The organism is Methanoculleus sp. UBA303 (genome assembly GCA_002501655.1).
Classification (GTDB): Archaea; Halobacteriota; Methanomicrobia; order Methanomicrobiales; family Methanoculleaceae; genus Methanoculleus.
This window is the reverse complement of sequence record DANY01000011.1, coordinates 1-12475: the sequence shown is the minus strand read 5'-3', so window position 1 is coordinate 12475 and position 12475 is coordinate 1. Positions and strand designations below refer to the sequence as shown.

Sequence of the window (12475 nt, the reverse complement as noted above, 5' to 3'; positions counted from 1 at the left end):
TATGAAGATCGTGGTCCTGGGTGCGGGAGCTGTCGGCCTGACCGTTGCCGCAAAGTTGTCCTCTGTCGTGGATGTCCATGCCGTTGCCAGGAAGCGACATGCAGATGCGGTGCGGGAGCGGGGTTTCCTGATGACCGGCATATGGGGAGAAGGCGCATACCGGTTCAGCTGCTCTGAGGATCTCCCCCGCGCATGGCAGGACGCCGATTACTACATCATCGCCGCAAAGTCCACCGACACGGAGGCGGTCTGCCGCCAGTTCGCGGGCGCGATCAGGGGGCGCGAGGTGGTGAGCCTCCAGAACGGCATCGGGAACGAGGAGATCATCAGCCGGTTCACCGACCGGGTAATCGGCGCCATGATCATCACCGGGTTCGAGTGGCGGGGCGACGCATCGGTCCATGTCTCGGTGGAGACGTCGCCCATGAAGATCGGCAGGTTCCCGTCCGGCATGGACGACGCGGTCGGGCATCTCGCTGACCTCATCCGGGAGGCCGGTATCCGTGCAGAGGCGACCGATGGGATCAAGGCCGACCTCTGGGCGAAGACCCTCTACAACTGTGCGTTAAACCCGCTCGGCGCCATCACGAACGTCCCCTACGGTGCACTCGCCGATCCGCATGCCTGGGCGATCGTCACCGCGATCGTCCAGGAGGCCTACCGGGTGATGGAGGCCGAAGGCATCACCCTCCCCCGGGAGACGCCGGAGGCATACCTCGAGTACCTCCGGACCACCCAGCTCCCGGCGACCGCCGCTCACCACTCGTCGATGCTCCAGGATCTTACCGCAGGAAGGAAGACCGAGATCGACTTCATGAACGGCGCCGTGGCGGCGCTCGCCCGGAACCATGGTATCGACGCGCCCTATAACACATGCATCGCAGAATTGATCCGTTTTCGGGAGCGGCTCTGACGGTCGGGAGAGAGGAGTATGCGGTCGGCGGTTATCCTCGTTGGTGGAGCAGCACGGCGTGCCGGAGGGCGGGAGAAGTACTTCTTCACCTTCCAGGGCAAAACGTTCATCGACCGCCTCATCGATACCCTGCGGGGGGTAGTAGATGAGATTGTCGTGGTCGCACGGGACCCCGGACAGTGCGAACGGTTCGGCCACCTCGGTGACGTCAGGTGCATACCGGATATCAGGAGAGATCTTGGGCCTATCGGCGGCCTGCACGCGGGGGCGCTCGCGGTGCACGGTGAGTGTGTCTTCGTTGTTGCCTGCGATATGCCCTGCATCCACCCCGGGGTGGTGAGAATGCTCTTTGACGCCGCTACGGGGTACGATGCCGCCATCCCCTGCTGGAACGCCGATATGCTCGAACCGCTCCACGCAGTCTACCGGCGTAGCGCACTGCTTGACTACCTGGAGGAGCACGAGTCGCTCTCGCTCCGCTCGATGGTGAGGAACCTCAACACCCGGTATGTTGACGTGGAGAAGATCCGGGAGATCGACCCTGACCTGCTGACGTTTACGAACATCAACAATCTCGAAGATCTGAAGTTGATCGACCCGTCGGCGGAGCACAGCCTGGATGATGCATGTGGGTCCGGTCAGGAGCCATCGTAAGCGTATCTATTGCAGGCGGACGACTATTTAGTTTCTTGAAACCTCCCATTTCTCTACACCCCGGCAAACTGCTTTGAAGAACGTGCCCAGTATCATCAGGTCTTTGCGGAGCCTTCCAACTCCTGACTTCCTGCGGCCCGAAACCCGGGTTTTCCCGGGCTCTCTAAAGGGCATTCCCGGCCCCCGAGAGGCACCGCGCCATCCTGGCCGGGGTTAAGCCGATGCCGGTGCACCACCCGGGAGAGTGGCCCCTCCCACAAGACATATATAGGTTATCCGAGTAGTCAGGCCCTAATGTCATCGGGGAAAGTGACTTCAACCATTTTTACTGAAGGAGGGCGGCTCGATCCAGGAACGGAGCGAGCCGTACACTCCGTTTACAGGAGCCGCGGGTCAGCTGCCGGCCGGTTCCTTGCGCCGCTCTTTCTGCTCTGCTGTCTTGTTGTCGCCCTGTGCGGGCCCGTCTCCGCTGCTGATGGGGACTATGCTCCTCTCTGGGATAAGGGGGCCAACGATGTCGTCAGTTCTGTGGCAGTCACCCGGGACGGCTCCGCAGTCGTTGCCGGCTCGGGCTCAACGGTATACCTCCTGGACAGGGAAGGAAATGTTCTCTGGAAGACCGCTGTCGGTTCCCGGGTGAACGGCGTCGGGATATCGCCGGAAGGGTCACGCATCGGCGTCGCTGCAGACAAACTCTACCTTTTTGACAGAGACGGAAACCTGCTCTGGGCCGAGAAGACGACGTATGTCTACCTGGGTGTGGCACTCTCGTCAAATGGCACGTACGTTGCCGCCGCATGCGACAACGGTGCTATCTTTATATTCGACCGGAATAAGAAGGTGCTCTGGGACTACGATATGGGCACCGACAGCTACGGCATAGCGATATCGGAGAATGGCAGGAAGATTGCGGTCGGGTGCGACAACCAGGGGGTCTACTACCTCAACAGCAGAGAAGGAGAGTCCTGGAGTTACGGGACCGGCAAACGCGTGAAGAGTATTGCCCTTACCCGCGATGGGCGGTTCGTGGCCGCCGGCTCTCTTGACCGGTGCGTCTACCTCTCCACGGGGGAGGGTGAGCACCTCTGGAAGTATCCCACGGAAGGCGCCGTCCTCTCAACAGCCCTGACCGATGAGGCACGCGAGGTCCTTGCCGCATCAGGCATGACGGTCTATATCCTCGACCGGGCGGGGGCCGAGCTCCAGAAGATAACCCTCGACGGCCGTGTTGAGTCGATTGCTGTGACTCCTGACGGTTCGTTCCTCGTCGTTGGGGGCGGCGACGGCGACAGGTCCATCCACCTCTTCACGAGAGACGCGGCCCTGATGAAGGAGAAGAATTCAACGGAGGCTCTGGTAAACGGGACCGAAGTCCCGGACCAGAGGGCGGGCAACGTGACCGTCCCCCCGACACCTGCAGACGACAACGCGAATACGGCGCTGGGAGCCAGCGCCCGGACTCAGGATGAAGAAGTTTCCATCACCTCGCAGGTGCTCGGCTGGGTGGAGAACATCGTATCTCTCCTCTTCAGGCCCCAGGAAGACTTCCTCGCCTGATCTCCTCCTTTATCTGACTGGTGCACCACTGCATCGATTCTCAATTACCGGCACTCTCACCGGAGGAGAAGTATTGATCTTTTTTCACACTATCCGGGGGTTTGCATCCCGGGAGACGGCTTGTCCCCCGTATCCCCACGTACTGCCCCCGCCCCATGGCGATAGCCACCACGGTCCAGTGCACGGGGAGATCCCGGGGAAGAACCGGATTCGGGCCCACTCTCTCCTTCTCCCGGGAAACCGGCGTCAGCGCCGCTCCCCGGGCACGGCTTTCGTGGGGGATATCGCCATGACTGCCCTCGCCCCCGGGAGGGGGCGGGGGAGGAGCGCGAAGCGCGGGCGGGGAGGGGGTTGCCGGAGAGGAACTGTCGGGTGACATTTTGCCCGGGGAGAGGGGGTCTCCCTCCCCGGTCCCCGCCCCCAGGGCGATATCCACCACGGTCCACTCCATGGAGAGATCCCGGAGGAGAACCGGATACGGCTCATCCCCGGGGACGAAGGCCGGATATGGTCTATTATTTTGGAATCGATGCACTAGACCCTGTGCCTGCTCCCGCTCGCGTCGCGCGCGTAGTGCCCGAACTCGCTCCCGAGGAGGGTGTTGCCGGTGAAGACAGGCCCGTCCCTGCAGACCCGCAGGCCATGCGGGTCGGTACAGCACGAGCCGCAGAGGCCGACCCCGCACTTCATATAGCGGTGCAGGGAGAACTGCCCCCGCTCCGCACACCCTTCCCTGTCGAGGACGGCAAGCACCGCCGCCATCATGACCTCAGGCCCGCAGACGCAGATGTGGTTGAAGTCGGCGAGGTCCACCCTTGATATGAGGTGCGTCACGAACCCGTGGTGGCCGGCGGTACCGTCATCGGTCGCGACCATCAGCGTCGCTGCATCCTGTATCCGACCGGCGAAGAGGAGTTCGGAAGCCGTCCGCGCGCCGAGGAGGAATGTATCCACCTGCCTGGTCTCGACGAGCGGCAGCAACGGTGAGGCGCCGACACCGCCGGCGATAGCAAGGGTCCTCCCCGAGACCGTAAATCCGTTCCCATACGGGCCCCGAATACCTATCCTGTCGCCCTCATGCATGGCAAAGAGAGCGGCGGTCGCGTCCCCGACTTCGAGGACGGTGATCGAGGACGGGGAGGAGAGGGCCATAGGGATCTCGTCCACGCCCGGCACCCAGACCATCACGAACTGGCCCGGTCGGGCTTCGATCTCGCGGTCGAAGACGAACGTCCTGATCGACGGCGTCTCCTGGATTATTTCTTTTAATGTAACCCCAAAGGGCATCTGTTCATTCATGAGCACACCCCACGATGTCGCGAGCATCGATGCCGTCGCGGCTGTAGAGGTCCTTTGCGATCGCGCTAAATATACCGATATCGTCGATGACAGCGCTCCCGATCTCGACGGCGCTTGCTCCCGCCATCATCATCTCGACGACGTTATCGGCGGTGGAGACACCGCCGCACCCGATGATCGGGATGGAGCACGCTTCGTAGAGGTCGTAGACGCATCGGACGGCGACCGGGAAGATAGCCTTCCCGGAGAGCCCGCCGAAGCGGTTCCCGAGCACCGGCCGGCGGAGAGCCGTCGATATCCGCATCGCCTTCAGCGTGTTGACCGCAACGATCGCATCCGCCCCACCGCGTTCCGCGGCTGCCCCGATATCGGCGATATCGGCGACGTTCGGGGTGAGTTTCACCCAGGTCGGGAGACCGAGGGAGGCAACCGCCCTCGTGCACTCCTCCACCAGGACCGGGTCGCTCCCGATAGCCGCCCCATAGCCCTCCGCGTGGGGGCAGGAGAGGTTCAACTCGAGCCCGGACGCCGTGCCGGCAAACCATCCGGCGACCGTCCGGAACTCTTCGGGGGAACCCCCAAATATACTGACGATCACCGGCTCGCCCGCGAGACCGGCCAGTTCGTCCACGAACGCGGCCGAGGGGTTCGGGAGGCCCATGGCGTTGATGATGCCGCCGTCGACGACGATCAGGCAGGGTCCGGGATGGCCCTCCTTCGGGCTCGGGCCGATGGATTTCGTGACTACACCGCCTGCACCGTTGTGCAGGAGACGGGCGAGCGACGCCCCGGTGGTTCCAAGGATGCCGGCCGCCAGCAAGAGATGGTTCTTCAGCCGGATGCCGCCGAGATCGATTGGGCCTGGATAAAGCGTAACCATTGAAAAGAGGTGGGAGTGAGGTATTATTATACCCTCGCGCCAAGTATAATAAAGAAGGAAGATATGCTCCGCTCTTCGGAGCCCGGATACCGGAACGGAAGACGGCATGACGTCCCTTTTTCCTGCCGGACCGTTATTCTCCGTGCAGCAGGGCCATTCACGCGCACAGTCTTTTACCGCTATCCACACACAGGACCGATATACTATGACCTCGCTCGCAATCTTAGGCGTAGGAAAGGTGGGGGGCGAGACGGCATTCCTCTCCGCCGCGCTTGGCCTCGCTGATGAGATCATCCTCTACGACGCGTATGAGCCCGTCCTCCGGGCACAGGTGCTCGACCTGCAGCACACGGGTATCGATGTCACGGTCTCCACCGATACGGCGGCGATGCGGAATGCCGATATCTTCATCTTTGCGGCAGGGACACCGAGGACGCCTGATATCAAGACCCGGGCCGACCTCCTCGATGCCAATGTCCCGGTGGTAAAGCGTTGCGGCAGACACCTGCGTGGATTTGGGGGTGTCGTCATCACTATTACGAACCCGATGGACGCGAACAACTACGGCCTCTGGAAGATGATGGGTATCGACCGGCAGCGGTGCATCGGTTTTGGCGGCCAGCTCGATAGCGGCCGGCTTGCCTGCCTCCTCCGCGAGGCGGGGATCCCGGGCCCCGCCTGGGTGCTCGGCGAGCACGGCGAGCATCAGGTGCCGCTCTTCTCGAAGACCGGCGCCGATGTCGGCGTCGAGGAGCGGGAAGCGATCCTCTCCCGTATGCGCGGGGCGAGCATGGAGGTGATCCGCGGCAAGGGCGGCACGGTCTTTGGCCCTGCGTATCACATCGTCATGCTGATACGGGCGATCCTCGACGACCGGCGCGATGTGCTCTCCTGCTCATGCGTGCTTGACGGCGAATACGGCCTCTCCGGCTGCTCGCTCGGTGTCCCTGCCCGGATCGGCCGTGAGGGTATCCTCAGCATCGAGGAGTGGGACCTCGACCCGTGGGAGGATGCGAAGATGGCAGAGGCAGGAGCGTTTGTGCAGGGCCTCTGCAGGAGATTCGATGGCTGATCGAGTTCTGGAGTCCCGCATGAGCGCTCCGACCACCCTGGAAGACTTCGGGAGGGTCCGGATCGGCATCCACCAGGTGGAGTACAGCGTCGGTGTTGATATACCGGTCATCCACATCTTCGGCCGGGACGTCACCGGAAGGGCTGTCCGGGTCGATGTGACCGGCTTTCGCCCCTACTTCTACGCGCCCGCGAGCCAGGTCGATGAAAAACATGTCCCACCGGAGGTCGATCTGGAGCCCGGCACGACCTACCGCTCCATCCAGGGCGAGGCACTCCGGCGCCTCTACACCCGGCGCCCCGGCGACGTTCGCGACGTCCGCGACCGCTACCAGCATTTCGAGGCGGACATCCCGTTCGCCACCCGGTTCATGATAGACTGCGGTCTCCGTGCTGGCATGGAACTTCCCGCCGGCACCACCGTGATCGATTACCGCGAACTCGCGCCGTCCGAGATCGCAGCTCCCGCGCGCACCTGCATCATGGATATCGAGTGCGTGGACGAGCAGGGTTTCCCTGAGCCCGAGCGGGATCCAATCGTATGCGTCACCTGCTGGGACTCGTTTGACGGGGACTATACGACTCTCCTCTGGCAGCCCGGCGGGGTGCCGGGCGATGCGCCCGTCGATGACCCAGGACTTCGTATCCACGAGCAGCACCGGGTCATCCGGTACCCGGACGAGGTGGCGATGCTCCGGGGGCTCGTCGGCTACATCAGGGAGCGTGACCCGGACATCCTCTCGGGCTGGAACTTCGTGGAGTTCGATATCCCCTACATCCTGCAGCGGATGGCAGCGCTCGGCCTCCGGGGCGAGGATCTCGCGCGCCTCCCGGGGCAGACCACGCGAAACGCAGTCAGAGGAAGGTCGATCTTCGACCTCCTCGGCGCCTACCGGAAGATGCACCAGGCCCAGAAGGAGTCCTACCGGCTCGATGCCGTCGCCGAGGATGAACTCGGCGAGACGAAGGTCCGCTACAGCGGCACGATCACCGAACTCTGGCGGTCGGACCCGGCACGGCTCGTGGCGTACAACTGCCGGGACGTCGAGCTCTGCGTCGGGATCGACAAAAAGAACAACATCATTGAGTTCTACCGGGAGATCGCCCGGTATGTCGGGTGCCCGCTCGATCGGACGCTGAACTCATCCAACGTCATCGATATATACGTTCTGCGGAAGGCGTCGGGCATGTTTGTCCTCCCCTCGAAGGGGTTCTCTGCCGGGGACGAGTTCGAGGGGGCGACTGTCTTTGAGCCCGCCACCGGCCTCCGGGAGAACATTGTGGTCCTGGACCTCAAATCGCTCTACCCGATGGCGATGATGACGATCAACGCATCGCCCGAGACGAAGAACCCGGACGGCGAACTGCGGGCGCCAAACGGCATCCGGTTCTCCCGGGAGCCGGACGGGCTGACGCGGAGCATCATCTCGGAACTCCTCGTGGAGCGGGACGACCGCAAACGCCTCCGCAACCAGTATCCCTTCGGGTCGCCGGAGTACGTCCTCTATGACCTCCAGCAGAACGTCCTGAAGGTGATCATGAACTCCTACTACGGGGTCTCGGGCTACACCCGGTTCAGGCTCTACGACCGCGAGATCGGGTCGGCCGTCACGTCGGTCGGGCGGGCGATCATCAGGCACACCCGCGATATCATCACCGATCTCGGCTACACGGTCCTCTACGGCGACACCGACTCCTGCATGGTCCAGGTCCCACCCGGGAACCTTGAGGAGACCATCGCAAAGGCAAGGGCGATCGAGGCCCGGCTGAACGCGAGTTACGGCGACTTTGCCAGGAGCGAACTCGGCGCCGATACGCATTACTTCTCCATCAAGTTCGAGAAGGTCTACCGCCGCTTCTTCCAGGCAGGCAAGAAGAAGCGCTACGCGGGGCACCTGGTCTGGAAGGAGGGCAAGGACGTCGACGAAGTCGACGTCGTCGGGTTCGAGATCCGGCGGAGCGACTCGCCGCAGATCACCCGGGAGGTGCAACGCGACGTCATCGAGATGATCCTCCGCGGGGATGCGTTCGAGGACGTGCAGGCCTACCTGCGCAACGTCATCAGGCAGTACCGCCGCGGGGAGTACTCTCTCGACGAGACCGGCATCCCGGGCGGTATCGGGAAGAACCTGGACAGTTACGAGAACGACGACGCCCATATCCGGGGCGCCAAGTATTCAAACGAATACCTCGGGACCGACTTCAAGCGGGGCAGCAAGCCGAAGCGTGTCTACATAAAGACCGTCACGGCGAAGTACCCGAGGACGGACGTGGTCTGTTTCGAGTACGCCGACCAGGTGCCGCCCGAGTTCGTCGTCGACTGGGAGACGATGCTTGAAAAGACGCTCAAGAGTCCCATTTCAAGGATCATCGAGCCGCTCGGGTGGGACTGGCACGACGTCGATCCGACACGGACGACGCTCTTCGACTTCGGGATGTGACCCGACCGGGGCCTCTGCGCTCCCGGTTCGTGCCGGCTCTTTCTACATCCGGGAAACGGCGTGCCCCGGTCCCGGGTGCCGGAGTCGCCTGCTTCTTCCCTTCACCTCCCTGTTGAAGACCGAAGGCACAACGCAACGCATTTACAGTCCCAAAGCCCGGATCGTCATGTCTCCGGGCACGTGGGGTGCGTCATCCGGCTGTGAACCGAGGATGGGTGGCCCCTGCGCATCACGGAATACCGATCCAGGTATCCACGCTGGAGACGTCAACGTTCTCCTATATACCTTTTCTGTGTCACGCATCTACACATTGGATCTACCGGATCGACCCTTTGCCTGAAAACAGACGCTACGGGCCCGGGAATAAAGGCCGCGCCGGACGGTGAAGATCCTGCACGGCGGATGTGGGTCCGGCTCCCGGTAAAATCTCTCATCTATGAGAGCGCCGCCTAATCCGCCTGAAATATCCAGGATTGCCGGGAGCAGGCCGGCCAGGCGGGAGTTCAAGTCCCAAAGGTGTGAGGTCCTCTCACTCTCCGGTTGAGAGCCCACAAAAAGGTTGCTGTAAAAACGTTATGAAGGGTGCCGGCGTTTTACGCCAGACCCCTCTTTGCACGTTCTTCCTGAATGAACTCGCTGCGCTCGATGTTCTTCGACCAGGCAATGCGGCCGTCGACGACCTGCCAGTTGCCCATCTCCAGGATATCGATCCCATCAGGGACTCTGGAGACGTTCGCCCCGCCGGGCACGACCAGAACTGCCTTATCAACGTTAACGTCACTTGCGGCAAGCGTCCGGCACTGGCCCTGAAGTTCCTCGACGGTATCCTTCGGGACCTCGGAGGCCATCTTTACGCTCACGAGCACCCGCTCGGTCCTGCCGGCGACCCGGCGGGAGAGCATACATTCCGGCTGCACACTGCCGTAGGTGGGATACCATGCAAACTGCCACCCGTCCAGGGGAGAAAACCGCCGGGCAAGGGCCTTCTTGACATCAAGATACGTAGAATTCTTTATGCCACCCATATCAATATCCTCTGCTTTACTGTATGGTCACGGTCGAATATAAGCATTTATAGATCTCTCCTCCCGGCGTCCCGCACGCACCCGGGAGCCGGTGATCGGCGGTTTCTTCTCTCTCGGGCCGGTGCGGGGGTTGGACATGGAGGCCGGGCCGGACGACTCACCAGGAAAAAACGGAGGAACACTTTTATCCTACCACCGGTACTATGCGGCGGGGTTGTTAGTATGGCAGAGGCAACGCAGACCGAAACCGGGGTTGTAGAAGCGTACGAGAGGCTGGCGCGTGAGGTGCTGGAGCGGCCGGAGAGCATCCCGAGCGCTATCCACAATCTCCTCCTGAAACTGGCCGAGACGCATCCGGGAGCAGTCTACTGGATCGTCCGGAAGTTCTACCAGGAGTACCTCCGGCTCTACGTCTCCGACACCGGGTACATAGGTATTGCAGATAGGTACGAGCCTGACCTGATGTACCCGGGTGATATCACCCTCTATATGGTGCCCGAGAGTCCGCAGCCGGGTGACGTGGTCCAGATCACCTTCACCGACAAGAATGAGGTGAGTGTCTACGTCATCCACGGTCGGGTTCTCAGGTGCAACGAGGACCGATCGATACAGGTCGAGGATACCAGTACCGGAGAGGACTATCGGGTTGTCGAGTGGAACATACTTGGAAAACTGGTCAAGGTCATCCCCTTCGGGTCCGACGAGTGGCAGGAACTCTTTCCGGCATCCGGCGTCCCGAATGAGTGGCTCGCAACGTCGGTCGAGGAGAATATCCGTTCGATCCAGGAGTCGGATCTTCCCGGAAAGGCCGAGGCAATCTCGGAACTCAAGAGCCGCCTTGCGAAACTGGTGTAACGGGTACAAGGCCCACTACGCCTCTTGAATGGTAGAAGAGGTCTCTCCGGCTGAAGGGCCGGGAAGGCAGGCAGGCCAATCCCTGATACCGCCTCACCGGCGCACGGGAAGGGTCTGAAATCTCCAGCATCCGGGCTGCGGCTACCGTTCTGGAATGAGTCTGGATGCTACCCGGGCGAACCTGGCCCGTAAGCCTTCTTACCGGCCGCAGAGCAACGTCTCTCTATCACCATTCTCCCCCGCACGAACCTTTTTGAGGGAGAGCGTTCTCTCTCCCCCCATGAAGCATCTGGCAGTGATCATCCTCGGTCTGCTGCTCATCCCATCCGGAGCCCAGGCACTCACATTCCTCGGTGGGGACCAGCCACGGATCGAGACCCCCATTCCCGACGACGTGATAGCGTCGGGGGGATCCGTGACCGTCAGTGCCCCCGTTGATAGCCTGACGGTCGCCGGGGGCGTGGTGACGGTGAATGCGCCGGTCCGCGGCGACGTCATCGCCGCGGGAGGCACCCTGATCATCAACGGCGATGTCGGTGGGAAGGTGATCGCCGCCGGGGGCGATATCGAACTGAACGGGAACGCGACGAATGCCCTCATCACCGGGGGCACGGTCCGGATCGGAAGAGATACTGTCATCCGGCGGGATGCCGTGATCAGTGCAGGAGACGTCACCAACGCGGGATCGGTCCTGCGCAACCTGACAGTATCGAGCGAGACCTTCAACAACACCGGCACGGCCGGGAACGTGACCTACGAAGAGCGGGAACCGACATCGCCGGTCCCCGGTCTCTTCTCGGTGCTCGCCGCGATCGGGTTCCTCATCCTCGGGCTCCTCCTCATCAGGTTCTTTCCCGACCCGTTCGCAGCGGTGGTCCGGCAGGTTGAGGGGAGCCCAGTCGTCCTCGCGGTTGTAGGGTTCTTTGCGATCATCATATCGGCGATCATCCTCCTCATCGTCGCCGTCACCATCATCGGTCTCCCTCTCGCCCTCGTCGGCGGGCTGCTCTTCATCGTTGCCCTGATGCTCTCGTCGCTCTTTGTCGCATACGCCCTTGGGGATGTCATCACTTCACGGACAGGGTGGAGGCCGGGGCGTGCGGGAATCTTCATCCTGGGGTTTGTGATCCTGCAGATCCTCATCTTCATCCCCCTGCTCGGGACGATCATTTATGTCGTCGCTGTCAGCCTCGGCTACGGTGGGCTGCTCTACGCACTCAGGGGTGCCTGCACGGAACGGGCAGGCGGAGGGGCTGCGTAGTTTTTGGCGGGGGTGCGGGGGGACAGGCGCTTCCCCACGCCCCTTCCGGGGCATGCGGTCGGTAGCGGCAACGCCACCAGCCTGTGGGGGCCTGGCAGCGCCTGCCGGGGCACTGCCTGCGGCGGCAGTCATTGGGAGGGAACCCATCCCCTCATCCAGATCAGGGTCTTCGACTGCAAACTCTCAGAACAGTAAAAGGAGGAGAGTAAAGCCCAGTACAGTGGACCGTGGGGAGGAGAACCGGAGGCCGGGTGGGGTGGGGGATGGAGAGGAGCGCTATGTGTGGGATGGAACGAAGGCCAGATATGGTCTGTTGGTTTGGAATCGATGCACTAGTGCATCGATTCTCAATATGTAGTACAACCAGAGAGCACCATCGGATCTCGCACACCTGCTCCAGGAGGTCATACTCCGGGGTACGCCCGGGCACGGCTTCCTCCCGGCTATCACCTTGACTGCCCCCGCCCCGGGGACGGGGGGGGGGGCCGGGCGGGGGGGGGGTTACCGGCCCATCTTGGG

10 protein-coding genes are annotated in these 12475 nt (G+C 62.3%); 7 read left to right on the top strand and 3 right to left on the bottom strand.

The window, feature by feature from the left end:
• Position 1: 1 nt before the first annotated feature.
• The 3 genes from BP846_RS02495 to BP846_RS02485 all read left to right on the top strand — a co-directional run bounded on the left by BP846_RS02495 (position 2) and on the right by BP846_RS02485 (position 3124).
• A complete protein-coding gene (locus BP846_RS02495; protein WP_292392471.1) occupies positions 2-913 on the top strand; it encodes a ketopantoate reductase family protein in 912 nt (303 codons plus the stop codon).
• Between the two features lie 18 nt (positions 914-931).
• Positions 932-1567 (top strand): molybdenum cofactor guanylyltransferase, encoded by a 636-nt coding sequence (gene mobA / locus BP846_RS02490; protein ID WP_292392470.1) that lies wholly within the window; start codon positions 932-934, stop codon positions 1565-1567.
• 294 nt (positions 1568-1861) lie between these two features.
• Positions 1862-3124, top strand: coding sequence for a WD40 repeat domain-containing protein (locus BP846_RS02485; protein WP_292392469.1), 1263 nt, complete (start codon positions 1862-1864; stop codon positions 3122-3124).
• Positions 3125-3658: 534 nt separating this feature from the next.
• Here BP846_RS02485 and BP846_RS02480 read toward each other — a convergent pair.
• Together BP846_RS02480 and BP846_RS02475 are read right to left on the bottom strand one after the other, a co-directional pair.
• Positions 3659-4423 (bottom strand): dihydroorotate dehydrogenase electron transfer subunit, encoded by a 765-nt coding sequence (locus tag BP846_RS02480; RefSeq protein WP_292392468.1) that lies wholly within the window; start codon positions 4421-4423, stop codon positions 3659-3661.
• Entirely contained in the window at positions 4416-5303 is an 888-nt protein-coding gene (locus BP846_RS02475) for a dihydroorotate dehydrogenase (protein ID WP_292392467.1), read from the bottom strand. Before BP846_RS02475 ends, BP846_RS02480 begins: the two co-directional genes overlap by 8 nt.
• A 205-nt stretch (positions 5304-5508) precedes the next feature.
• Between BP846_RS02475 and BP846_RS02470 the strand changes: the two genes are divergently transcribed.
• Positions 5509-6375 carry a malate dehydrogenase gene (locus tag BP846_RS02470; RefSeq protein ID WP_292392466.1) on the top strand — a complete coding sequence of 289 codons (867 nt, stop codon included), beginning with the start codon at positions 5509-5511 and terminating at the stop codon, positions 6373-6375.
• Between the two features lie 19 nt (positions 6376-6394).
• A complete protein-coding gene (locus BP846_RS02465) occupies positions 6395-8815 on the top strand; it encodes a DNA-directed DNA polymerase (RefSeq protein ID WP_292392481.1) in 2421 nt (806 codons plus the stop codon).
• Positions 8816-9408: 593 nt separating this feature from the next.
• On the opposite strand, the gene BP846_RS02460 is transcribed toward BP846_RS02465, so the two are convergent.
• Positions 9409-9840: a hypothetical protein gene (locus BP846_RS02460; RefSeq protein ID WP_292392465.1), complete on the bottom strand. Its 432-nt coding sequence runs from the start codon at positions 9838-9840 to the stop codon at positions 9409-9411.
• 222 nt (positions 9841-10062) lie between these two features.
• Here BP846_RS02460 and BP846_RS02455 point away from each other — a divergent pair, with 222 nt between their 5' ends.
• A complete protein-coding gene (locus BP846_RS02455; protein WP_292392464.1) occupies positions 10063-10695 on the top strand; it encodes a hypothetical protein in 633 nt (210 codons plus the stop codon).
• 280 nt (positions 10696-10975) lie between these two features.
• Positions 10976-11956: a hypothetical protein gene (locus BP846_RS02450; RefSeq protein ID WP_292392463.1), complete on the top strand. Its 981-nt coding sequence runs from the start codon at positions 10976-10978 to the stop codon at positions 11954-11956.
• Positions 11957-12475: the final 519 nt, after the last annotated feature.